We start from the raw sequence: 24172 nt of genomic DNA on the forward strand, positions 1-24172 counted from the left end.
AGGTAATATGGAATGAACATTAGATGGTTTTTTAACTACTCTAATGAACGGAGAATAAACTCGTATGCGTATTAAATGGTTTTCCTTGATCAGGATTACAGGCTTACTCTTGGTGCTTTTGTACCATTTCTTTCAGACGGTTTTTCCAGGAGGTTTCTTCGGGGTTGATGTCTTTTTCACCTTCTCAGGTTTCCTAATTACGTCACTCCTGTTAGAAGAATTTGGACAAAAAGGGAAAATCGATATCTTAGGATTTTTCAGGAGACGCTTCTATCGGATTTTTCCCCCAGTCGTCTTGATGATCCTGGTTGTTATGCCTTTTACTTTCTTGGTTCGACAGGATTATGTGGCAGGAATCGGTGGTCAGATTGCTGGTGTCCTTGGTTTTATGACTAACTTCTATGAAATGCTGACAGGAGGAAGTTATGAATCTCAATTTATCCCTCACCTCTTTGTTCACAACTGGAGTTTAGCGGTTGAAGTTCATTACTATATCTTGTGGGGCTTGGCAGTTTGGCTCATGTCTAAGCAAGCCAAAACAGGTGGGCAACTACGGGGAATGGTCTTTCTACTATCTTCAGCTACCTTCGTCGTTAGCTTTCTTTCAATGTTTATTGGTAGCTTTATCGTTAGCTCATACTCAACGCTTTACTTTTCAAGTTTGACTCATGTTTATCCATTCTTTTTAGGAAGTGTGCTTGCGACCTTGATAGGAGTTCGTCATACGACACCTCTTCTCAAACGTTTGAATCAAACCCTAGACTTGAAACAGACCTTGCTAGTATTTGGGGCTGGTCTCGGAGTTTTACTCTTATTGACCTTCTTTGTGAAATTCAATTATCTCTTTGCCTACTTGCTTGGCTTCTTGTTGGCAAGTTTAGCTGCCCTTTTGATGATCGTTGCAGCACGAGTTTTACATGAGAAAACTCCGACGATTGAAGAACCCAAGGTAATTAGCTTCTTAGCTGATACGAGCTATGCCGTTTATCTTTTCCACTGGCCGTTTTATATCATTTTCTCTCAGTTGATGAGCAATCTACCGGCAGTGATTCTCACCACTATCTTTTCTTATCTCTTTGCAAGCCTTTCTTTCTATGTGATTGAACCTTTCATTGCCGGGAAGAACACTAGCTTATTGCAAAGGGTAAAAGAAATTCCGCATATTCAACCAATCTTTGCGGGTAGCGTCGGTTTTCTTAGCTTGCTGACACTGATTGTGATGCTCATAGCTCCCCAAGTCGGTGCTTTTGAAACGGATTTGATGGTAAATGGCCTCAATCAAGCTCAAACCAATATTACCCGTACAAAAACCATGGCGGATCAAGCAGAAGCCAGTCGCTACAATATTGCTGAAGGTGTATCCATTATCGGAGATTCTGTAACCTTGCGTGCAACACCTGGACTTAAAGAGGTTCTACCAGACGCTCAGACAGATGGTCAAGTAAGCAGAAATACCAAGCAAGCCAATGCTATTATGCTCAACCACAGTCAGAATAAAGTCCTCCCTAAAATAGTTGTTATTGCTACTGGAGTGAATAACCCTGAGGATTATAAGGCTGATATTGATTCTTTGATAACAAATCTACCTAAGGGACATCAGCTTGTACTTGTGACACCTTATGAGGGTGATACAACTCAAGCAACTCAGCCTTATGTAGAACAGTATGCTAGCTATGTGCGTGAAGTAGCTCAAAAGTATCCTTACATTGAGGTTGCAGACTGGAATCAGGTGTCTAAAGATCATCCAGACATCTGGAAAGGAACGGACCAGGTTCACTTTGGAAGTGATAATACCAAATTAGAAGAGGGTGCTAAGCTCTACGCAGAAACGATAGCATCAGCTATCAAGGCCTTGGCAGATAAGCCTGTGAAGTCAAAATAATATCTAAAAAGTAGAGATGACCTTTCTCTACTTTTTCTTTTTAAAAAGTACTTCTTAGAAAATAATTCATTCTCTAAGCTTCTCTCTCTAACTTATGGCAATATCGTCTTACTCTAGGTTGTTAGATCTTTGGGTGATTTGGCCCAACTCTGGCAATCTCTAGGCTTTCGTTTTTATGGCGGATCACGTCTTGATTGGGAAAAGCTTGCCAAATTGTCAGAATTATGAGAAAATAGGTGCAGTCAGAAAATGGAGGGAATGCAATGAGAGAAGACATCAAGATTAATGACCGTGCTTTAGCATTAGGAAATCAAATCATTGACAAGCTAGAAAAAGTTTACGATACAGATGTGGAATTAGATGTCTATAATCTTGGCTTGATTTACGAGATTCATTTGGACGAGGCTGGTCTTTGTACAATTGTCATGACCTTCACCGATACAGCCTGTGACTGTGCAGAAAGTTTACCTATTGAAATTGTGGCAGGTCTGAAACAGATTGAAGGAATTGAGGATGTTAGGGTTAAAGTTACCTGGTCACCTGCCTGGAAGATTACACGCATCAGTCGCTATGGACGTATAGCACTTGGACTACCACCGCGCTAAAAAACAAGAGAGAGTGGGACAGGAATCGGTAATTCGATAGAATTCGATTTCGTAGTCCCACCTCCGCACAGTTGAGTAGGGCTGTAAAAGCTGATGAAATCAGCGTAGTAGAGCCCACTCAACCACTGCGTCTTGCTCGACAATCCAAAGACAATTGAGAGGCTAGGACTTTTGTCCCAGGCTCCTTTTTGTTATTAGATTCCTCTAACTGCAAAATAGTGTCCACTTGGATTTGCAAAGTTAAAGTTAGGGAAAGGCTGAGTATTGATCGAACTAGTGGTATCAGTCACTGCAGCTAGGCGTTGATGAAGACCGTGAAGGTCTGCTGACTCAAAGAGTAGGCTGGGTTTCATATCGACTACCTCCGGTGATACTTGACGAATAAAATCCTTAGCATAGATAGTGAAAGTCAGCGTACTGTCAGCGTGAGGTTTCATCTCAAAAGTTTCAAATTCCATTATTTCTGGTTGATTAAAAACTTCAAATCCAATGGCAAACCAAAAGTCTCTCTCCACTGCTACATCATCTACGTAGAGCATAATTCCTGTATTTTGTGAAAACATCATTTCTCCTTTGTAATCATAGTTAGAGCAAAGATTTTATAACATTCTATGAGAAAATACAAATAACTAGAAAAAGCAGTCATTTAGCGACTGCTTATTTTCTAGTTATTTTTTACCAGATTGTTCCATATTCCAGAAATCTGTAACGGCACCACGTGATGCAGAAGATACGGTATGGGCATACTTACCAAGAACACCACGGCTATAGAGTGGTGGCAAGGTTGTTTCTGCCTTGCGTTTTTCAAGTTCTTCATCGGAAACGTCCATGGAAATTTCTTTCGTATCTTGGTCGACAGTGACGATATCGCCTGTACGAAGGTAGGCAATTGATCCGCCATCCTGAGCTTCAGGAGCGATATGTCCAACAACCAATCCATAAGTACCACCAGAGAAGCGTCCGTCTGTCAAGAGGGCAACCTTGTCTCCTTGGCCTTTACCAACGATCATTGATGAAAGTGATAGCATCTCAGGCATACCAGGACCACCCTTAGGTCCAACGAAACGAACAACGACAACATCGCCATCAACGATTTCATCTGACAAGACAGCTTGGATAGCGTCTTCTTCTGAGTCAAAGACCTTGGCTGGACCAACGTGACGACGAACCTTAACACCTGACACCTTGGCAACTGCACCGTCAGGAGCAAGATTACCGTTCAAGATGATAAGCGGACCGTCCGCACGTTTAGGATTTTCAAGTGGCATGATGACTTTTTGACCTGGAGTAAGATCTGCAAAGTCAGCCAAGTTTTCAGCGACAGTCTTACCAGTACATGTGATGCGGTCTCCGTGAAGGAATCCATTTGCCAGCAAGTACTTCATAACTGCAGGTACACCACCAACCTCGTAAAGATCTTGGAAGACATATTGACCAGAAGGTTTCAAGTCAGCCAAGTGAGGCACACGTTCTTGGATAGTATTGAAGTCCTCAAGTGACAAGTCAACATTAGCTGCGTGGGCAATGGCGAGCAAGTGAAGAGTAGCATTTGTAGAACCACCTAGAGCCATAGTCACAGTAATGGCATCTTCAAAGGCTTCACGAGTCAAGATATCAGACGGTTTGAGACCGAGCTCCAGCATCTTAACAACAGCACGTCCAGCTGCTTCAATGTCTTCTTTCTTATCAGCAGATTCTGCTGGGTGAGAAGAAGAACCTGGCAAGCTCATCCCCAAAACTTCGATAGCAGTCGCCATAGTATTGGCAGTATACATACCACCACAACCACCAGGCCCAGGGCAGGCATTACATTCGAGACGTTTCACGTCCTCAGCTGTCATATCACCGTGGTTCCATTTACCGATTCCTTCAAATACAGAAACCAAGTCGATGTCTTTGCCATCCAGTTTTCCAGGGGCGATAGTACCACCGTAAGCGAAAATAGCTGGGATATCCATATTGGCAATGGCAATCATAGAACCAGGCATGTTCTTATCACAGCCCCCGATAGCTACAAAGGCATCTACGTTATGACCACCCATAGCAGCTTCGATAGAGTCCGCGATGATATCACGAGATGTCAAAGAGAAGCGCATACCAGGCGTTCCCATGGCAATCCCGTCTGCTACCGTAATGGTTCCAAATTGAACCGGCCAAGCACCAGCAGATTTGACACCTTCTTTTGCAAGCTTACCGAAGTCATGCAAGTGGATATTACATGGTGTATTTTCTGCCCAAGTCGAAATGACTCCCACAATTGGTGTTTCAAAGTCCTTATCTGTCATACCAGTCGCACGAAGCATGGCACGGTTTGGTGATTTAACCATACTGTCATAAATGCTACTGCGGTGACGTTTATCTAATTCTGTCATTAAGTTCCCTCCCATTTCAGTTTTTACCATTATAGCACATTTTAAAAACAATGAACAGAAGAAAATTCTTGAATTTTCAGACAATTCAAACCATTGAAATCTTCTTAAAAAAGATTGCATATTTTTGTTGACATTTAAAATTAAAGTGATATCATTTAGATATCAAATACAGGAGGTCATTCTGATGACTGAAAAACTAATCAATTCAAAACCAAATGGTGTAGTAGCATTGGTACTCATTGAGTTGGCACTCGTACTTGGTTTCCTTATATTTATAATGGGTGCTGGTTCAGAAAACATTTTTGGAATTATTATCGGACTTTTATTAAGCTTAATTGCAGGTCTAGCTCATGCTGGTTTAAAAGTTGTCAAACCTCAGGAAGCTCTGGTTTTGACCCTCTTTGGTAACTATACGGGTACCATTAAAGAACCTGGTTTTTACTTTGTCAATCCCTTCAGTATAGCAGTCAATCCTGCAAACCACACTCGACTTGGTCAAAGTGGGGATGTTAGCACGAAATCTCCTTTTTCAGGAGTTAAATCATCAAATGGTAATGACGTAAATCTTGAAATTGGCAAAAAGCAGATTTCTCTCAAAGTTATGACTTTGAGCAATTCTCGCCAAAAAATTAACGATTGCTTAGGGAACCCTGTTGAAATCGGTATTGCCGTTACTTGGCGTGTAGTTGATACGGCAAAAGCAGTCTTCAACGTTGATAACTATAAAGAATATCTGTCATTGCAGTGTGATAGCGCCCTTCGTAATATTGTCCGCATCTATCCTTACGATGTGTCTCCTAATGTAGATACTACAGGTGATGGACAAGCCGACGAAGGAAGCCTCCGTGGTTCTAGTGAAATTGTAGCTAGTCGCATTCGTGAGGAAATTCAAAATCGTGTAGAGGATGCTGGCTTGGAAATTCTTGAAGCACGTATTACTTACTTAGCTTATGCACCGGAAATTGCAGCTGTCATGCTTCAACGTCAACAAGCATCAGCCATTATTGATGCACGTAAGATGATTGTAGACGGCGCTGTAGGAATGGTTGAAATGGCCCTTGAACGCCTGAGCGAAGGAGAGATTGTAGAGCTAGACGAAGAACGGAAGGCTGCTATGGTTTCAAATCTTCTAGTAGTTCTCTGTGGCAATCATGATGCACAACCAATTGTCAATACAGGAAGCCTTTATTAGAAATGGCAGAAGCTAAAAAAAAGCAAATCCCCCTTCGACTTTCGGCAAAGTTATATGCTGCACTCGCATCATGGGCAGAGGATGACTTCCGATCAGTTAACGGGCAGATTGAATATCTCCTTACAGAATGTGTCAAGCAACGTAAAAAAGACGGGAAATACATCCCAGAAACCATTGATGAACCCTTCGAGATTGATATTTAATTTATTTTCCTATCCAGAAGATTGGATAGGAAAATTTTTTTATCTTTTTTTGTCAAGTAACTTTACTTTACAAAAAAGTTTTGATATACTATTAAAGTTGATGAAAATCAAACCTAACTGAATTTATATCTTAAAAGGAGAAATCAAAATGGCAGTACCTGCACGTCGCACATCAAAAGCGAAGAAAAACAAACGTCGTACGCACTACAAAGTAACAGCTCCATCTGTAAACTTTGACGAAGCAACTGGAGATTACTCACGTTCTCACCGTGTATCACTTAAAGGATACTACAAAGGACGTAAGATCGCTAAAGCTGCATCAGCTGAATAATAGAAGGGAGATACCATGCGCGTAAATATTACACTTGAACACAAAGAATCTGGTGAACGCTTGTACCTTACTTCTAAAAACAAACGTAACACTCCAGACCGTCTTCAATTGAAGAAATACTCACCAAAACTTCGCAAACACGTTGTGTTTACAGAGGTGAAATAGGGATTCACTACACGTCAATAGATGTGAGAAACCTTGATTTTAAGCGATTCTTGAAATTCTAAATTTCACTACATTGCAATATAAATCAACCGAATCACTACCTTTTTCACTACCTTTTTTGAAATAAGAGTAATGATTCGGATATTTAAAAGAAGAGGAACTTTATTGTGAAGCTCCTCTTTTTGTTATGTGTTCTTTTTCTTACAAATCGTATGACCTGGTTTGAACAACTTTTGTTTAAATAAATCTCAAAAGCCTTTAATATCAAGTGCTTTTAGACTTTTCTGAAAGCGTTACTTCATTCAATTTCAACTAATTTCATCTGAATGGTGTGAATTTTAACCTTAAAATACACTAATTGAGCTAGAATTTTACCAAAAGTCCACACCATCTGGAGATATCATTCCCAAATTATCTTTAACTCTTTTACATCGGTTTCTGATAAGACATGAATTATTCTTTCAAAATTTAGAGGGGATTTTCTTGACTTTATTAAACCTTTAAATGGTTTACCAGGAGTTAAAATCCTATATAAAGTTCTTATAATCGCATTTATGTATTTACGCTCTCCATTAGAATAATTTTTGAATGCTTCTCCACTTCGAGTATATGTTATCGGTTCATCATATGGTATAACCTCAAAGTCATCAAAGGAGTTATTACATACAAAAGCAAAATCAACACTTTGTACACTAAACATTATTCCTTTTCAAGATCTTATTCCCAACTTAAGCCAAATCTACATAATTACTCACCATCTAAAATATTTTCTAACATTGGTTCGATAGAACTATGTTTCAAGTCCTCTATAAGCCTCTGGGCATAGAAACGATTTACTTCCCGAGCTACATAATATAACATCCTTGCAGCCATTTCTTTACTCAAGTAATCAAAATGTTCATCTTTTAATACATCAAATGCAAGAGATGCAAAAATATCATTTGAAGAAAAAGAGGTTGCAACTTCTTTTAATGATGGAAAAAGTTTTTGAATCAAGAATAGTGCATTTTCTGGGCTTATTTTCATAAATTTAATGCAAGCCAATTTGTAATTCTCTCCTATGTCAATAAGTTCCCGGCACAAATCCACATTCGAAATATTATTAAGATATATCGTTATTGTTTCATCATATTCTCTCTGTTGAATTTTTTTTAATATTTTCTGCTTTGAATCCTTTTGATGAAAAATTCGCAGGTGATAACTTAGTTGTTCAAGCATTTCCCCTGCATCTCTAAACCTTAATTCTGGTTGATAAGAGGTGGCTTTTTGAACAAAAGTTCGTAGAACATGTTTTTCGTTAGTTGGGTTTCCAGTTAAACAAAAATTAACCACCTTTCCTAATGAATAGACATCACTCATTTTAGTTGCATTTTTTAGACCAGTTATCTGTTCTGGCGCACAATAATAAAACTGCCCATAATTATTTGTGTTCATAGTCAAATGAGAATGATTGACAGTAGAATCTTTAGCCAATCCAAAATCAGATATCTTTATAAGCCCATCACATAGAAAAATATTGCTTGGACTCAAATCTCTATGATAGATACCTCGAGAATGAACATCAGCCATTATTGTCAATATTTGAAACAACAGATTAAATATTTGGTTTAATTTTAATTCATTATTTACAATATAATCATTTAAAGTAAAATCAGCTTTCTCCATCGTATAGCTAAACTCTGACTCATCGAATTCATAAACTTTAATAATCCCATTTACTTGCGATAGAGACTGCATAATTTCAAACTCTCTTTTAAAGCGACTTTTTAGAGCAGAGTTCTGTTTATATTCATTTTTCAACTTTTTCACAATCCGTTGAGAATGTTTTTGTAAATAAATTTCAGCAAAGCCACCTTTAGTGAGAAAGGACTCGTCAGTTTTTATTATTTCTTTCCCCATATGGGCATAGGAATTTAGCATTTCTTTTAACTTCTCTGCTTGTTTATTCTTAATATCAGTCTTTTCAGAACTACTATCTGGAAGGTCATCATAATAAGTTAGTAAATCCCTTACCAACTTAATAATATCGTTATCAAGAGCTTCATCTATATATGCTTCAAATGACTTTCCTTTTGACAAACCGTACTTTTCCTGAATTTTTACACCAATGGAGTGATAAGTAAATTTATCAAAAGTACGATTTGAAAAATCTAGAACATATCCACCCTCATTAAAAAATTTTTTTATCATGTTTTTATCATGAAATGTGATTTTCGACATTATGATCCCATTCTAACTTATAAAACAATTCTCAAGTTAAACAAAAATTACTGCACATCAATTTCAATTACTATTATACCAAATCGAATCTATGATATTTATCTTTTCAATTTTTTAACAACATGATACAACACTATCCTAATATAGAAATTCATCTAAAATTACAAGAAATACCCAAAATGTTCCTTTGGCATACATATATGTCACTTAGAGTTTATCTCAACCGTCAATAGATGGAATAAATTTACTACTATTTTCACAACCAAAACTAAGATTAAGAATAAAAAATACATAATGACTATATGATTGTAGCATAGCATTTGGATAAAGTTCACACCATTATTCTTGAAGAAAAGAACAATATATGCTATCATGGAGGTACAATGAAAAAGCCAAAATTTGAGTTTTATACTCGGTTAAATGGACACACCGAGTTCCTAGAATTTTTACAAACTATACCAATTAAAGACAAACAAAAATTACTGGCAACTATCGCCACTATACAAGAGCATGGTCTTTTAGTTGCTCAACGTATGGAATGGGTGAAAAAGCTAGATGACGACATCTTTGAAATCCGCTCAAAGGTTGCTTCTAACATTCAAAGGGCACTTTATTTTCATGTTATCAATGAACGCTATATCATCACCCATGGCTTTACCAAAAAAACACAAAAAACACCCCAGAGTGAGATAAAACACGCTAAGGATTTAAAGAAAGAATTTGAGGACAACAACCATGACCACAATTAAATTTGATGATTTTTTAGAAAACGAACTAGCAGACAATAAATTTAAAGAAGGGTTTTTAACTGAAAAAGCTATTTTGGAAAGTGCTATTGCAGTTTATGACGCACGACAAACAGCAGGTCTCACCCAAAGAGAGCTAGCTTCCCTATCTCATGTCCCACAGTCTACCATTGCTCGCATTGAACGTGGAAATAACACAAGCATTGAAACAATGAGCAAAATTGCACTTGCTCTGAATAAAAATCTAACTATCAACATAAGCTAATAGTCAAATTAAGCTCTCAAAAAAGCTGATGAATTTATATTTCATCAGCTTTTTTGAGAGCTTAATTTAGCTGAATAAAACAGATAAAACCTGCCCATTGGGTGGGGGGGGTGTGAGTAAAATGAATGAATCTACTTGACAATTAATAGTTAAGTAAGATAATATGAGCTTATAAAACAACTTTCCTCCTTATATGTATTTTCAGCGTAATTATAATTCATGAACAATTCTTATATTTTACTTAGACATGCTCATTCGAGATTTTCGAGTGATGATTTTAATAGAACTTTATCGGAAGAAGGATTTGTATCTCTAAAGCAATTGGAGTTTTTGAATTCTTTTAATATTGATTACTATTTTTCTAGTCCTTATAAGCGAGCTTTTGAGACAGTAAATAGTTCTCCTGTACAATTTGATAAGATAGTGCTTGATGATCGTTTGCGTGAGAGAAAATTATCTTCAAGATTTATTGAAGATTCTGAGTTTGAAGAAACGATTCAATATTTATGGCAAAATCCAGATAAATCACTTATTGGAGGTGAATCTAATCAAGAAGCATTAATGAGAATCTTAGATTTATTGCAGGATTTAGAAGAAAGGTATTCAGATAAAACCATTTTACTGAGTTCTCATGGAAATTTGCTAGGAATCTTAATCAATCATTTTGATCCAAATTTTGATTATAAAAAATGGAAGCAGATGACTTTTCCAGATTGCCTTCTAGTTGACAAAGATGATAGTGTGAAAAGAATTATGAAAGTTACTTCTGGGTAATCATTTAGTTCAATCTATCTGATTTTATTTGATACTGTCAATAATTTTGTGTAAACGCCCTAGTAGAGTTATGGAGTTTTAATCAAATAAGCTTTCAAGTGTGTCAGAACATTGGCCAAACCCATTATGGATTCGTTGACTTTGCTTGAAATTATATTCTGAATAGTTATTTGAGGTTATAATAGACATTTCTTCATTTTTCCGTTATAACAGACACTGACATACTCTTGTAATATTATTTTGGTATAATTAAAATTATAGAAGGAGGCACAGATTATGAGAAAATTAATAGGTATACTACTACTTTCATTATCAATAATTACGTTAATTGCTTGCTCTAAAAACAACTACCAATCTTTAGATGGGGAGTATTATTGGATCTCAAGTGAAAGAAACGAGTTAGCGTTTACTATTAAAGGAAATAATGCTTCCATTGAGCATGGAGAAGCCGACGGCTTTACCATTAACAAACAAAAGAATACGATCGAATTAACTGGACAAAATATTGCAAGTCGAACAGAAGAATATTCATTTAAAGATGGGGTCTTTTCTGTTGATATTAGTGGAGTTAAGCATGACTACTATCTTAAAGGTAGCGAAGCGTATAAGAAGGCTCTAAAACAATATGGATATAAATAAGATCATTCACACCTATTTTACCGAATAGGTGTTTTTATTTGAAAAAAAGCAGAAAAAAGCGCAAAAAATCACTTCCTGTGCTATACTGTAATTGAAAATTTTTAAAATAAAAAAGCTACATCTTCTGCAGCTTTTTAATCTGGTGGAAAATAACCCAACTGCTCAGCGATGTGAATCGCCTCCTGCCTGTTAGTCACTTCCAATTTTGAAAAGATATTGGCCAAGTGATTGGAAACTGTACGTTTACTAACATAGACCTTGTCACAGACATCATCAATGGTCAAGCCATTTCTAACCAGTTCTAGTATCTCGATTTCTCGTGGTGTTAGCACCTCTACCATCACTTCATCTGAAAAGACCTTACCACCTAGATAAATCTTTTCCAGTTTTTTCACCAACTCATCTGGGTCCATACTTTTGTCCAGAAAGCCATAAGCCCCCATAACTTTAGCTCGGTGTTCATACATTTTTTTACTGTAACCTGTCAAAATCACAACCTTACTAGAACAACCATTGTCGATAATCTCTTGTGCCAAGGTCAGCCCATCATCTTGATACAGACTCGTCAGGTTGATGTCAATCAAAATAATGTCGTAGTCATTAAAAGCAATCTCCGAAATAGTCGAAAAATTATCCACTAACTGGACCTTTTTAATGTTTTCCGATAACTCTAAAATCATCTTGATACTTTGGCTAAATAATTTATGATCATCAATTAACAAAATTTTCATAACACAACTCCTTATCAATCGGGAGAGTAATTTCTACACGAAATTTCTTATTATTTTCAAAAATCTGCATTTGACCACCTAAAACACTAATTTTATTAGACATATTTTTCAAGCCATAACCTAAGGATTTTTCTGTTTGAAGACAGTCATTTTCAGAAATGATAAAAATAGCGTCATCATGCACATCAATCTTCAAAGAAATCCTTCCACCACTAGCGTACTTAACGGCATTGGTCGCCAACTCCTCAACCAGACGATAGGCAATTTTATCGTAAGGAGATAAAAGCCTAAAGTGGGCAGGAAACTGTGTGACTACTTCATTTTCTGCGTGATAGCGTTTGACAATCCGATTAATCAGCCCTTGATACTGGATGTCTAACTGCTCGTCTGTTTCTACCATTGGCTGATAATAATCCATCCGCTCACGAATCCGCTGAACCAACTCCTCTGTTACCAGATTGATCTGTTCACCAAAAGCTTGATTGCTACTATATTTATTGAAATTTTTTATTGCCATAACATTTTGCAGGATTTCATTGTGAAGAAATTCGGAGAACTGTTGTTCTGTATCTTCATTTGCCAGCAGATTTTTCACCATACGGTTACGCTTTAAAAAGAGAACTTTTACATAATCCCCAGAATCTAGCATTTCAGCAGAACGAAAGAGGCGAATCAATTCTTCCGAACAAATCCCGAACAATAGTAACATGATATTCAAGACCAAAAAGCTCGTGTTTAAATCTAGACGAAAGATGATGAAAATGCCTACTAACAAAAACATAACCAGTAAAAACAAGCGTGAAAAAGCTTTTATATAGGACAATTTTAACTCTGATACCTTTTTTTGAAGAGAGCTGATAATTGTTTTGAAGTGTAAAAAAGCTAAGATACCAAGAATTTCTAGATACCAGACTAGGTTCATCACTCCTGAGCCCCTCGTATTGATATACAAAAAGAAATAAGAAAGAGGCAATATCAAAGCTAATATCCACAAATTTCGTCTCTGATACTTGAGTTTACTTTTCAACTCTTTATGATATAAAATCAGTAAAATCAAGGGAACAAGGTTTAAAAAGAAAGACGCAAACAAGGACAGAAATAGAAAAATTGAAGGACTTAACAGATATGAACTAATGGTGATTAGTGTCAACACAAAGGACACACTCAACAGTTCTTCTCCTATTTTCTCTCCCAGAAAGATAATAGACAGAGAACTATACACCAATAAAAAAGAGTTGAGCGGATGAAGAATATCAAAAAAGTGCAACAGGGTGCTCGCAACTCCTTGATTAAATATGGATTGCCAGCTAATGAGAAACATCATCAGGAGCAACCAAAGTTTCAACTCACTATACCGAAAGGTCACAATATTACAAATATAGCTAAATACAATTAAAGCAATAATCAGCAATAAAACCATCTGCAAGGAAAAATCTGTCGAAAAGTCCAGAGGGATCCTATGATAAATATAAATCATTAAAGCTAGATGATTCAAAATCGTCAACCACCACAATAAAAGTGAGTTTTTCGAGAACAATTTGACAAACTGTTTCATATGTATCTACTTCCTGAACTACTTTAATATTATTATAACACAATACCAGAATTGCAGGATAGGCAACTCTGGTATTTGACTTAATTTTCAATAATTTGCCAACTTACTCTGTAAGTCACTAGCAAGTAAAGGACAAAGAGTAAAACCGCTACTCCCAGATAGGTGATATCAATAGAAATGCTGGTATTAGCGAAATTCTCAAAATAGCCCAAAAGAGCGGTACTCAAGGCAAATGCTAGCGGACCTGCGATGACCAGCGGAACCAAGAAATAACTTAGAATCTGTTGCAAAAGAATAGAGCGATTTTGCTTCCTCTTATTCCCAAGAAGATATAAGATTTGATAATCATTGACACTATCCAAAGCACTTGTAGAAGTTTGAAGGGACAAGATACTGAGGGAAATAATGATAAAAATAACACTGACAAAAATCATGACAAAGACAATGACGCCCATAAATCCAAGATAAATCTCAAAAATTCTTCCTTTGGTTTGATAGGTGAACGGATTCAACTCTGCTCCATCACGAGTGAAGTAGTATTTTTCTATCCACTGACTTAAGAATGTTTCTACTTTCCGTTTGTCGATATTTTCTTTGAAATTGGCAACATAGGTCGTGTGGTCTTCCGTCAATCCAACTACTACCTTATCTGGTACAATTAAGGTTCCTGTATCATTTGTACCCACTGACGATAAAAAGTAAACTGTTTCAAGTGGATTCGAAGAGGCAAGGTTGAGAGAATGACCGTTAATCATGAGGGTTTTGGTCGTTGATAGAAAGTCCTGGATCTGCTTGGCAGTTCCTTTATAGTTTGCATTGACCAGAAATTGGTTATCTGCCAAGTCAACCGCTTTTTCCCCTTGCAGTTTGCGGAGATGATTGTAGACAGAAATTCCTAAAATCGGTACTTTTGATTCAGGAAGTTCCTTATCATGCGCCCAGAGATTGCTAGTATCAATCAAATCTTTATAGGTTAAATCACTAGAATAGATAGGATAGCTGTACTCCTCTTTGATGAGGTTAAAGTCAAATCCATCTGCTTTCAATCTGTCTTTGACAGATTCCTGAGAAAACTGGAACTCTTGACCACGATAAAGATTGACAGTTACATCATAAGGTGAGTATTTGTTCAGCTCTCGGTTCATAGTCGTATAGGCACTACCACTAAAAACTAGTAAGCTGAGAGCCAGTGTCAAGGTCAAGGATAAGACAGCCAACGTTACCGAATTACTATCAGCTTGTTTTGAAAATTGACGAATTTTAAAACTGTTTAGTTTGTTATAGTAGGTTTGAGGCAGTTTTCTAAGGGAAACCAAGATAAAATGGCTCAAGGTATTGTAAAATAAAATCACAAAAATCACGAAGACAGATACCAGCAAGATACCCCAGCTTTTCAAGAATGATAGATGGTGATAGTCTGAAAAATAGAGAGCACCAAAACCGATAACAGCTGTCGAAAGAATAAAGAGAAGTGCTTGAAGAACTGGCTTGCCTTTTGCCAAGACAGATTTCTTGACCCCATTTTCTTGAATGAGTGCAATGATATTTTGCTTTCTAAAGGTAAGAATGTCCATGACACCAACAATAAAACTGGTTACCAAATAGGAATAAACTAGTAAGATGACAGACTTGCTATCAAAAAAAAGCAGACTACCAAAGTAATTGGCCATAAAAAACTCAGATGCAACCTTAGATAGAATGACCAGTAAAATCAAGCCAAGCAAGAAACCTAGAATCAAGGAAAAGATATTGACCAGCATGGTTTCAAAGAACAGGGTACGGATAATCTGCTTCTTCTTCATTCCCAGCGTTGCATAAAGTCCCAGCTCTTTCTTACGACGTCCCAGGACAAAGTTTGTGGAATAAACGACGAGAAAGGCAATCGCCGATAGAATCAGATAGGAAAGCAAGCCCATGTACTGACTCATCACCGTCGTCAACATTTCCTTTGCCCCTGATAAACTTTGCATCACTGGATGGCTTGGTAAAGCATTAAAAGCATAGAGCAAGCTATAAATCAAGGTTAGACTGAAAAAGTAGATGGTGTAAGTCTGTAAATTTCGAAATACATTTCGTAAAATTAATTTTGGATACATACTCTCTTCCTCCTATCTGGTACGGCTGTAAATCTCTTGCAAATACTGTTCATTAGATAAGCTGTTACGTTCCAAATCATCCATAATCTTTCCATCGCTAAGTAGCACCATCCGTGAAGAGTACTTGGCTGCGGCAGGGTCATGCGTAACCAGTAAAATGGTAATACCAAAACTTTTATTGATTTCCTGCAAAAGTGCCATCAGTTTTTCAGAATTGGCAGAGTCCAAGGCTCCTGTCGGCTCATCTGCGATAATCAGTTTAGAATCATCAATCAAGGCTCTAGCAGTTGCCACACGTTGTCGCTGGCCACCTGATAACTGATTAGGAAACTTATCTTTTAAGTTTTGAATGGCCAACTTATCCAAAATTTCCTCAATCTTATCCTGATGTTTTTTGATATTTTTCCCCTGAATTTGAAGAGGTAGAATGATATTTTCATAGACCGTCAAGGTTTCCACCAAGTTGTAGGCTTGGAAAATATAGGAAATGTTTTTAGCACGATAGTCAGCTAGTTCATTTTCCTTGGCATGGATGATGTCAAAATCTTCAAATCGAATCTCACCTGATGTTGGTTTATCAATCGTTGAAATACAGTTGAGGAGTGTTGTTTTTCCACTACCACTGGCACCCATAATTGCCAGAAATTCACCTTTTTCAACGGACAAGTTCACATCTAATAAAGCATGAACGATATTATCCCCTTGACCAAATGTTTTCGTTAATCCTGTCACAATAAGCTGTTTCATCATTTCATTCCTCCGTTTCTTTATTACTCTCTCATTATACGGTTTCTTTCAAGGTTTTCCATGAGTATTTTGTGCAGTATATTCAAGTTATAAAAAACCGATACCTTTTTCAGGTATCGGTCGATGTTGATTATTTGCGATCGTTTCTTTTTTTCATAAAGTAAACAATCCCTATGACAATAACTCCTAAGACCAGTACAGGTGCATAGAATTCTAGTGTTCCAATAATTCCTTCCATTTTATCCTCCTATCAAAAAATAGAGGTAGTTTTATCCACAGCGCACGTTTGGCGAAGTACATTCATAAGAATATGTAAACCACCAACCACAGCGACCTTGTACTGTTAATCTAACAGTCGTACGTCACCCAGCAGTATATTTAATATTTAACTCTTGGCTATTAATTTCATAATCCAAAGAATCAATCTCAAAATGGTCTTGTTTCATTTGTATTTCTCCTCGTAAATATAACACCAAATCAAAGTGTTGTCAATGTTTTGTAATAAAACTCAAGAATTTTCCTTTTGTTTTATCTAACAACAAACATTATTTCTTGTATACTCATAGGAACAGGTGAAACACAATCCACAGCGACCTGCTAGTGTCATTTTAAAAGCTATGCACCACTAGCTCCTGATTTCCCGGAAAGTTCTTGGTTTTCAACCTCGAAACTTAGAGAATCAATCTCTGGACGACTTGTATTTTTAGACATAAGGTTGCCTCCTTCCTTCTTTTAGATGATCATCATTACAGTAACTAGTATAAACTCTAGTATTGGCTAAGTAATGAGTAAATCGTGCAAGTTTCTTATTTTCGAGAAAAATTTTTATAGTTCCCAATTAAAAAGTAGCTGAACAATCTTGATATTTGCTCTTTTTCATTTTCAAAATCATTTTTTTGATAGTTATTATAAATAATACTATCACCATCTTTTGTTTTAAAATATTCCTCTGGAAAAAGCTTATTATTTTTTTACTTCTAAAAGATAATCTTCTACAGATAGTTTATTCCATTCTTTCTCTGATAAATCGTTCCAAACTTTAAATAACCTGTAATCATGGGATGCTGGTGTATGGATGTGAAACAATGTTTTACTATATTTCCCACATTTATTTTTAGTTTTCAGTAATTCATCATATGCCTTTTTTATTTCATTATTTTCTTTTCCCATTTTCAATCTCCATAAACAAAAAAATAATACACTATTATTATTTTACATTAACAATATCACTGTTCAACAGGTAAGAAATTCCCTACAATAATCCCTACAATTCTAGGATCTTCATCATACGAAAGAAAAATATCTCGATATTTTGGATTGATAGAAACTAACCGTAAACCCTGTTCTTCCTGGTAAACTCTTTTAATGTATGTCTGATTATTACAGACTACTGCATATACTGCACCATCATAATCAAACCCTGTTTCACGAATGAGAGCCACAGAGCCATTTTGATATTTGGGCTCCATTGAGTCACCAGAAATCCATGAGGCAAAGTCATGGGCTAGTTCTTCATCAAAATAGACAGTATCATAGTTTTGATCGTTGTACACCGATGAACCGATACCAGCAGACATTTGTTCGTAAACATGGTATTCGTATAGTTTTTCTGACATTGAAACAATGTTCTTACATTTTTCTTTTTGAACTAGTCCTCTGACATAACTAAGTGCATTATTCTTACCTTCATCCGATAAAGTATTATATAGTCGGATGATTTCGACCTCTGTAAAATAACCTTTTGGAACATTTAGAATCTGCTCCAAAAGCTTTATTTTTACTCTAGATGGTTGTTTTATTCCACGCTCCCATGCAGAATAGGCCTGGTAGGTAATACCTAATTGATCTGCAATATCTTTTTGAGTCATTTTTAGCTCTTTTCTACGAGCTTTTAGTTTTTCTGGTTGGTACATCATTTACCTCACATTAACAATAATTTCAATTCAGCTTTTTGTTTTGCTTCTTTGTCTGTTAGCTTATTTTTATCCCAAACATAAGCTATTGATTTTCCTCTATCATAAATAAGCCATACTTTTAAATTGTCACAGTAAGTCTTTATTGTTTTCCAATTCTCTTGATCTAGAAGTTCTGGATACTCTTGGCTAGTAACAAAGGCTCTTTTGTTCATAGATTGCTCTATCCTTGTAATAAGAGAAGCTTGATAGTTATTAAACTCTTTAATAATTTGTTCTTTGACACTGTGAAATAGAAGAAGGAGTGTAGCATTTTGTCCTTCTATATATTCCTCAATAGCTTGCTTAATGAATCCTTCTTTCCCAGGATAATATTCTCGTAAAAGATCTAAGAGGCGAAAAAACAGTGCTTGTTTTGAAACATCCAGGCTATTTTGAATATGTTGAAAGGTGTCGCAACTATAATAAATCTTAGACAGCAAAACAATGTCAGGCATTAATACTACAGCAGAGAAAATATTTGCTTCTCGCTCTAGTAGGCTCTCTTGATTATCAATAGATTCAGCAAAATAAGTGCCTTCATGCTTAAGTATGAAATGCCCCAGTTCGTGACACAGAGTAAAATTCTGCTTTACAATCGGATTATCCTTTTCATAAGAAAAACTAATACCTAATTCATCAATAACAGTCAATCCTTCAATTTTATGATTTGAGAAGTGGTGACTAATCACTTGAATCTGAGATTTTTGAATACAATGTTGAAAGAAGTAATTGAAATTATAGTTAAGTAATGAAATATCATTATCTTTCATGTACTGGTATAACACATGTTTTGTAGACTTACTTATTCTTGTATACAATTCATCCAAAGAATGATACCTCCTTTAAGTATAAATTACAAAACTAAACTAATTTGGTTGAGTTTATTATATAAAAAAAGTGGACAGATGTCCACTACAGTCTTAGAAACCAACTGCTATCTAAAAATAATTTGTTACACTTGAATCTGACTTAAAGATGAGTTAAATTCTACCCGCTACTAATTGAAAAATTTCTTCATCAGTTCGATGATCTTCCGGATTCGCAGAGAAATAAAAACTTAGATTTGTATCATCTTTATATTTGTTGTAGAGTGTTGGTCTCAATGTCTCAGCCTTATTACTATTTTCAATGCTCCTGGTATTGTTTCGACCATTTCTTCTTCCATTTCGTTGGACATCATAGCAGTAAATTGCATTTGGATCGTTACCTTCGCATCTTCCCCCTTGAATTTGACGTAGTTGCCCATCCTTTTCGACTACTTTTTCTTCTGGAATAAATCTTGCAAAAATATTCGAAAAATCATTAAAAATATCTCTCCCTATCCCTTGGTTATCGATATTAAAAAAATCACAAAATTCTTTTGCTGTGTGAAAATGAACATCATAAAAATCAGCATACGCATAAATTGAGCTTTCAATCTCATCTGCTTTTATAAATTCTAACTTAACCTGTGCAAACTTACTAGGTTTTCGTTCTGCTTCACTATATGTTTTTAAGATTACAATGTATCGGTGATTGTTATAATTAAATAGAAAGCTATCAATCACCCAACCCTTTGTTCTCATACTATTAAGCAATTTGGGTAAATTATTAAATCTAATATTAGTCATAACTATACTCCTTTTAAATTTATATTTTTAATACTAACTCTTTTGAATCTCAAAAAAATCTGTTATACTCACTGCATTTCCCAAAGAATTAGATATCATATCTTTCTCCCATTGAATAATAGTTCCTGTACTTCCACCCAATTCTTTAGTTACTTGTACTTTGGTTAATCCACGTTCAAGTCTCAACTCTTTTATTTCCGTAGAAAATTAATTTCTCTTACTAAACGCTTTCTTCCGTTTTTCCATAAATTCAATCAATTCTTTTTTAAAGATTTCTTTTTCTTCATCGGTTAAGCCTTTTGAATTCATACGGAAAAGCAATTCAATATTATCTAGTTCATCTGATTTTTCTTCTGAGTTTCCTACTAAATAGTCAACTGACACATTTAAAATTTGTGCTATCTTAACAAGATTGTCTTGTGTTGGTTTTTTTACTCCTCGCTCCCATGAAGCATATGCCTGTTGGGAGATATTTAGTTTTTCAGCTATTTGAGCTTGTGTTAGTTTTACTTGTTTCCTTAGTGTTTTCAAGCGTTCTGCGAATTCCATATGTGACCTCAAAAAATTATTTTAAAATTTTGCAGAAAATCGTTGACATTTACAACTATCAGTTGTATAATATAATCAACAACTGATAGTTGTATGGCGATTGAAAATAATAACCTTATCTTCAAGGCTAAATCACGATCATTGACAATTAAATAAAAAGTGCGTCTGACAACCAGAGGACTGATCATCAGAACTACACATAAACTTCGTACCTTTATTGTAAATGTTTTGATACTAAAAGTCAAGTCCGTTTTATGGTTGAAGTGAAGATATAAAACAAGACTAATTTCTTGTGGGCTTCCACGCATTTCGGACTTTCGCACTTTTCCGAATAGTAAAGTGAACTGGCTTCGCCAAAGGGCGTAAGAGAATCTTAAGGGTATGATCATGACTCCCCAATGAGATTGGCCGGGAAAGCGATGGTAATTGACGCAAAGCACCTTGCTAAACGTTGCCACCGTGGAAAGAGGGATCTTTCCAACCAAATAACTTTTCTTTACTGCTGTCTATCTAATTAGATAGACCTACTCTCAAGCTACTAAGTTCTTTCCTTTTTTCACTTAGTAGCTTTTTTACTTATTACAATAAAGGAGAATGATATGACAAACTTTTTTCGCACTACAATGTAAACGACTCTATGATAACTATGAATTTACCTATGGTATGTTTAGTGAATCTGATAAACTACAGGCTAAACTCTATGCTCAAGCTCAAATAGATCTAGATCATCTGGCTCAAGATGCTCGTAGAAATGGCTATGCCCATGGGGATATTCAATTCTATAGTCGGATGTTTAAACGCAAACTTTTTACACACTATTACTCAAGAGTAAAGCGACTAGCTTAACTCTTTTTATTTTACACTCAGAAAGGAAAATCTTATGATCTCAGAAACACTTAAAATGAAACCAGAATTTATTGGCCCTGCTTACTACGAACGTTTAGGAGATGCTCCTAAATTTATTTTTAGAAAAGAAGGCAAATACCAACGTCACATTCTAAACAGCGCAGAGCACGGTGCCTTTCATGTCATCACACCAGCTTCTACAACGGTCTTCCCAGAAGATGCTCTAGTAGAGACTGTTAACCCAATCTTTTTCCCAGACACTGCTTTAAATGGCAATACTGTTGCACCTTATCTCAATGTCTTTGCGGAAAAATTGGTACTAAAAAAATAAGAATTTAAAGGAGAAAATCACATGGCTAAAATTGGATTAAACTACGGAGAAAAACTACAAATTGCTGACAAGACTTATCGTGTCATTACAGATGGACTAGATGTCCCAGCTGTCCTTGGAAAACTGACTTTCCGAGGCATTGAGGGCCCTGATATCATCTTTGAAGTGGATCGTTCACAACGAAATCCTGATGGATCATTTGTACAAGTCAATACAGGTGAGATCCGTGGAATTGTCGTAGGGATTCACTCTTCTGTCCAGCATGAAACCCTCTTTTTCACAATTGCAGATATGTCTGAGTCTGAAATTGAAGATTTGGGCATTAAATACCGAGAAGAGATTGAATTGGAAGATATTGTTATCACTCATACCCACGTCAATCGTAATGATATCTATAAGCTCTTTGCTTCTAAAATCAAGAAAAAAACTGGAGGCGCACCGACTAAAGAAAACAAACCGGTAGAAAATAAGAAGGAAAACTAGGAGGTGATGCAGAATGAAACTCTTTACCTATCGGGGAAAAAGAGTTCGAGTTTTTCATCGTAAACTAAAGGGAATCACATGGTTTATCTGGTGGTTTCCTTTTTTGTTGGCTATTAGTTACTACAGCTACATACATTTAGAAGAATTAAAAGTCCATCCTTTACCCCAAGGATATTTTCTAGGAGCTGGATTTCTCTTTTCTTTGCTTCTTGCTTGGTTTATTAATCGAGTTTGCTACAGGAAGATGCTCTTTTTTCAAAAGCTCAATAGCCTTCGAATTCTTTCACGCTTTTTGCTAGAGAATAACCTTTATCTAGTTAAAAAGGTCAGACGTGAAAACAAGATCATTGAAAAAATCACCTTGCCTCAAGTGTATATCAAACAGTCTCGCTACAAGATTGAAGTGAGCTTCATTCTAGAAGGCAATAAGTTCCAAGATCGCTTTTTAAATCTGGGAGCTACGCTTGAAGTCATGTTTAACGGGGACTTTCGTAATAAAACCTTTGATAACCGTTTTATCAAATATGAAATTGCTATTAACCGAATTGATAGCCGAATCACAATTGATGAAGTAAAAGTCAAGGGATCCAAACTCCAGCTCATGAAAGATGTATCTTGGGATTATATTGAAGAACCGCATCTTCTCATTGGCGGTGGAACAGGTGGAGGAAAAACAGTTGTTCTCATGACTATAATCTATGCACTAGCTAAAATTGGCTTTGTTGATATCTGTGATCCAAAGAATTCTGATCTAGCTGGATTAAAGAAAATTCCAGTCTTTCATGGCCGTGTTTATACTAGTAAGGAAGATATCATCAACTGTTTTAAAGAGAATGTAGAGTTCATGGAAAAACGCTATGAGCGGATGTCCACTTCGCCAAGATTCCAAGCTGGAAAGAACTTTACTCACTATGACATGAAACCAAAATTCATCCTGGTAGACGAGTGGGCAGCCCTCATGGCCAAGATTGATCGTGACTATAGCCAACAGTCAGAACTCATGGAATACCTCTCACAATTAGTTCTAGAAGGTCGTCAAGCTGGAGTCTTTATCATCTTTGCTATGCAACGGCCCGATGGGGAATTTATCAAAACTGCTCTTCGGGATAACTTTATGAAGCGTCTTTCCGTCGGTCATTTAGAATCAACAGGATATGACATGATGTTTGGAGATGCTAATAAAACCAAAGAGTTCAAAAAGTTGGATGAAATCAATGGAGTCAAGGTCAAAGGACGGGGCTATATCGCAAACAACGGTGAGCTGGCTGGTGAGTTTTTCTCTCCCTATGTACCACTCGATCAAGGTTTTTCCTTCTATGATGCCTACTCTAAAATTTCGATTATGGAGTTTGAAGGAGAAGAATTCTCAGTATTTGAGGAATATAAACCACCAGTTGAAACAATTGATCCTATAGAGGAAGAGGAGGCTATAGAAAACGAATCAAACAAGAGACCACTCAAAGAATTCGCAGACGAACAAAATCTTAAAATGCCAACCTTACGCAAGATTATCTATCTCTTAACAGAACAAGGGATCATCTTTGAACGGACTGTATCCGCTATTCTAGTGGATCCTTTTCAAGAAAAACTTCTTCTTGAAATCCTCGCTCAATTTGAAGAGGGGGGACGCAGGTCTTATCCAAAAGCAGTTGAAGCGACGATTGTTCATCATGGGCTAGGACAAGGGCAAGGGCAAGCCTGACCGCAGGTCAGGCGCAGACCGTAGCCCGAAGTTTCTAGGCCATGATGAAACTTCAACCCCCGTTTTCTAATAGGGGGGTTACATTTGGCAAAAACGCCAAGTCCACCCCTCCTCATTCCTTATGGGAGTTGGGTTTTCAATTTTTATGAAGTGTGTCACTTTCGTCAAAAAAG

The 24172-nt window shown here is 36.3% G+C and carries 28 protein-coding genes and 1 pseudogene; 14 read left to right on the top strand and 15 right to left on the bottom strand.

Annotated elements, in window-relative coordinates; all coding sequences use genetic code 11:
* Positions 1 to 64 precede the first annotated feature (64 nt).
* Together AC3E7H_RS05630 and AC3E7H_RS05635 are read left to right on the top strand one after the other, a co-directional pair.
* The gene (locus tag AC3E7H_RS05630) at positions 65 to 1882 is read left to right on the top strand and encodes an acyltransferase family protein (protein ID WP_001220901.1); all 1818 of its coding nucleotides are present in this window, start codon (positions 65 to 67) and stop codon (positions 1880 to 1882) included.
* A 263-nt stretch (positions 1883 to 2145) separates the two neighbouring features.
* Positions 2146 to 2487 (top strand): metal-sulfur cluster assembly factor, encoded by a 342-nt coding sequence (locus AC3E7H_RS05635; RefSeq protein ID WP_001206377.1) that lies wholly within the window; start codon positions 2146 to 2148, stop codon positions 2485 to 2487.
* Positions 2488 to 2681: 194 nt separating this feature from the next.
* Here the strand turns inward: AC3E7H_RS05635 and AC3E7H_RS05640 are convergent, their stop codons facing one another.
* A complete protein-coding gene (locus AC3E7H_RS05640; protein ID WP_000492762.1) occupies positions 2682 to 3050 on the bottom strand; it encodes a VOC family protein in 369 nt (122 codons plus the stop codon).
* 105 nt (positions 3051 to 3155) lie between these two features.
* Positions 3156 to 4859 (bottom strand): dihydroxy-acid dehydratase, encoded by a 1704-nt coding sequence (ilvD, locus tag AC3E7H_RS05645; RefSeq protein WP_000137339.1) that lies wholly within the window; start codon positions 4857 to 4859, stop codon positions 3156 to 3158.
* A gap of 184 nt (positions 4860 to 5043) precedes the next feature.
* Between ilvD and AC3E7H_RS05650 the strand changes: the two genes are divergently transcribed.
* From AC3E7H_RS05650 to rpmG, 4 genes are all read left to right on the top strand, one after another.
* On the top strand, positions 5044 to 6051 hold the full coding sequence (locus AC3E7H_RS05650; protein WP_075228138.1) for an SPFH domain-containing protein: 1008 nt from the start codon (positions 5044 to 5046) through the stop codon (positions 6049 to 6051).
* Positions 6052 to 6053: 2 nt separating this feature from the next.
* The gene (locus AC3E7H_RS05655) at positions 6054 to 6254 is read left to right on the top strand and encodes a type II toxin-antitoxin system antitoxin (RefSeq protein ID WP_075228137.1); all 201 of its coding nucleotides are present in this window, start codon (positions 6054 to 6056) and stop codon (positions 6252 to 6254) included.
* A gap of 148 nt (positions 6255 to 6402) precedes the next feature.
* Positions 6403 to 6585 carry a 50S ribosomal protein L32 gene (rpmF, locus tag AC3E7H_RS05660; protein WP_003009516.1) on the top strand — a complete coding sequence of 61 codons (183 nt, stop codon included), beginning with the start codon at positions 6403 to 6405 and terminating at the stop codon, positions 6583 to 6585.
* A 15-nt stretch (positions 6586 to 6600) separates the two neighbouring features.
* A complete protein-coding gene (rpmG, locus tag AC3E7H_RS05665) occupies positions 6601 to 6750 on the top strand; it encodes a 50S ribosomal protein L33 (RefSeq protein ID WP_001265622.1) in 150 nt (49 codons plus the stop codon).
* A 400-nt stretch (positions 6751 to 7150) separates the two neighbouring features.
* On the opposite strand, the gene AC3E7H_RS05670 is transcribed toward rpmG, so the two are convergent.
* Together AC3E7H_RS05670 and AC3E7H_RS05675 are read right to left on the bottom strand one after the other, a co-directional pair.
* Positions 7151 to 7450: a hypothetical protein gene (locus AC3E7H_RS05670; protein WP_135782887.1), complete on the bottom strand. Its 300-nt coding sequence runs from the start codon at positions 7448 to 7450 to the stop codon at positions 7151 to 7153.
* A gap of 47 nt (positions 7451 to 7497) precedes the next feature.
* Complete coding sequence (locus AC3E7H_RS05675; protein WP_262407533.1) at positions 7498 to 8940, bottom strand: serine/threonine-protein kinase; 1443 nt, start codon at positions 8938 to 8940, stop codon at positions 7498 to 7500.
* Positions 8941 to 9353: 413 nt separating this feature from the next.
* Between AC3E7H_RS05675 and AC3E7H_RS05680 the strand changes: the two genes are divergently transcribed.
* The 4 genes from AC3E7H_RS05680 (at position 9354) to AC3E7H_RS05695 (ending at position 11394) form a co-directional block, all read left to right on the top strand.
* Positions 9354 to 9719 (top strand): type II toxin-antitoxin system RelE/ParE family toxin, encoded by a 366-nt coding sequence (locus tag AC3E7H_RS05680; protein WP_061597416.1) that lies wholly within the window; start codon positions 9354 to 9356, stop codon positions 9717 to 9719.
* Positions 9706 to 9981 (top strand): helix-turn-helix domain-containing protein, encoded by a 276-nt coding sequence (locus AC3E7H_RS05685; RefSeq protein ID WP_135782885.1) that lies wholly within the window; start codon positions 9706 to 9708, stop codon positions 9979 to 9981. The genes AC3E7H_RS05680 and AC3E7H_RS05685 overlap by 14 nt, the downstream gene beginning before the upstream one ends.
* Before the next feature lie 219 nt (positions 9982 to 10200).
* Entirely contained in the window at positions 10201 to 10755 is a 555-nt protein-coding gene (locus AC3E7H_RS05690) for a histidine phosphatase family protein (RefSeq protein WP_135782884.1), read from the top strand.
* 276 nt (positions 10756 to 11031) lie between these two features.
* Positions 11032 to 11394: a hypothetical protein gene (locus AC3E7H_RS05695; protein ID WP_070590144.1), complete on the top strand. Its 363-nt coding sequence runs from the start codon at positions 11032 to 11034 to the stop codon at positions 11392 to 11394.
* A 134-nt stretch (positions 11395 to 11528) separates the two neighbouring features.
* Here AC3E7H_RS05695 and AC3E7H_RS05700 read toward each other — a convergent pair whose 3' ends face one another.
* From AC3E7H_RS05700 to AC3E7H_RS05750, 11 genes and pseudogenes are all read right to left on the bottom strand, one after another.
* On the bottom strand, positions 11529 to 12125 hold the full coding sequence (locus AC3E7H_RS05700; RefSeq protein WP_161544219.1) for a response regulator transcription factor: 597 nt from the start codon (positions 12123 to 12125) through the stop codon (positions 11529 to 11531).
* Complete coding sequence (locus tag AC3E7H_RS05705) at positions 12106 to 12834, bottom strand: sensor histidine kinase (protein ID WP_490676228.1); 729 nt, start codon at positions 12832 to 12834, stop codon at positions 12106 to 12108. The genes AC3E7H_RS05700 and AC3E7H_RS05705 overlap by 20 nt, the downstream gene beginning before the upstream one ends.
* Positions 12835 to 13760: 926 nt before the next feature.
* The gene (locus tag AC3E7H_RS05710) at positions 13761 to 15776 is read right to left on the bottom strand and encodes an FtsX-like permease family protein (protein ID WP_490676229.1); all 2016 of its coding nucleotides are present in this window, start codon (positions 15774 to 15776) and stop codon (positions 13761 to 13763) included.
* Between the two features lie 12 nt (positions 15777 to 15788).
* Positions 15789 to 16523, bottom strand: coding sequence for an ABC transporter ATP-binding protein (locus AC3E7H_RS05715; RefSeq protein ID WP_050543105.1), 735 nt, complete (start codon positions 16521 to 16523; stop codon positions 15789 to 15791).
* A 269-nt stretch (positions 16524 to 16792) separates the two neighbouring features.
* A pseudogene (locus AC3E7H_RS05720) lies at positions 16793 to 16870 on the bottom strand (salivaricin M family lantibiotic); the annotation flags it as partial.
* A 616-nt stretch (positions 16871 to 17486) separates the two neighbouring features.
* Positions 17487 to 17693: a hypothetical protein gene (locus AC3E7H_RS05725; protein WP_224212467.1), complete on the bottom strand. Its 207-nt coding sequence runs from the start codon at positions 17691 to 17693 to the stop codon at positions 17487 to 17489.
* Positions 17694 to 17749: 56 nt separating this feature from the next.
* On the bottom strand, positions 17750 to 18436 hold the full coding sequence (locus AC3E7H_RS05730) for a LexA family transcriptional regulator (RefSeq protein ID WP_000284678.1): 687 nt from the start codon (positions 18434 to 18436) through the stop codon (positions 17750 to 17752).
* Positions 18437 to 18444: 8 nt separating this feature from the next.
* Positions 18445 to 19305, bottom strand: a complete 861-nt coding sequence (locus tag AC3E7H_RS05735) for an ImmA/IrrE family metallo-endopeptidase (protein WP_000344060.1) — start codon at positions 19303 to 19305, stop codon at positions 18445 to 18447.
* 153 nt (positions 19306 to 19458) lie between these two features.
* Complete coding sequence (locus tag AC3E7H_RS05740; RefSeq protein ID WP_224212468.1) at positions 19459 to 20088, bottom strand: DUF6037 family protein; 630 nt, start codon at positions 20086 to 20088, stop codon at positions 19459 to 19461.
* A 33-nt stretch (positions 20089 to 20121) separates the two neighbouring features.
* Complete coding sequence (locus AC3E7H_RS05745; RefSeq protein WP_004248846.1) at positions 20122 to 20274, bottom strand: helix-turn-helix domain-containing protein; 153 nt, start codon at positions 20272 to 20274, stop codon at positions 20122 to 20124.
* A gap of 21 nt (positions 20275 to 20295) precedes the next feature.
* Positions 20296 to 20637, bottom strand: coding sequence for a helix-turn-helix domain-containing protein (locus tag AC3E7H_RS05750; protein ID WP_224212469.1), 342 nt, complete (start codon positions 20635 to 20637; stop codon positions 20296 to 20298).
* A gap of 663 nt (positions 20638 to 21300) precedes the next feature.
* Here AC3E7H_RS05750 and AC3E7H_RS05755 point away from each other — a divergent pair.
* Genes AC3E7H_RS05755 through AC3E7H_RS05770 form a run of 4 tightly spaced genes read left to right on the top strand, consistent with a single transcriptional unit; the run spans position 21301 to position 23999 of the window.
* Positions 21301 to 21483: a hypothetical protein gene (locus AC3E7H_RS05755; RefSeq protein WP_224212470.1), complete on the top strand. Its 183-nt coding sequence runs from the start codon at positions 21301 to 21303 to the stop codon at positions 21481 to 21483.
* A gap of 34 nt (positions 21484 to 21517) precedes the next feature.
* A complete protein-coding gene (locus AC3E7H_RS05760; protein WP_224212471.1) occupies positions 21518 to 21814 on the top strand; it encodes a cytoplasmic protein in 297 nt (98 codons plus the stop codon).
* Between the two features lie 21 nt (positions 21815 to 21835).
* Positions 21836 to 22297, top strand: coding sequence for a conjugal transfer protein (locus AC3E7H_RS05765; RefSeq protein ID WP_277839082.1), 462 nt, complete (start codon positions 21836 to 21838; stop codon positions 22295 to 22297).
* Between the two features lie 13 nt (positions 22298 to 22310).
* Complete coding sequence (locus AC3E7H_RS05770) at positions 22311 to 23999, top strand: FtsK/SpoIIIE domain-containing protein (protein WP_490676230.1); 1689 nt, start codon at positions 22311 to 22313, stop codon at positions 23997 to 23999.
* The last annotated feature ends 173 nt before the right edge of the window (positions 24000 to 24172 follow it).

This window comes from Streptococcus sp. SCPM-O-B-15304 (M98) (assembly GCF_058200215.1).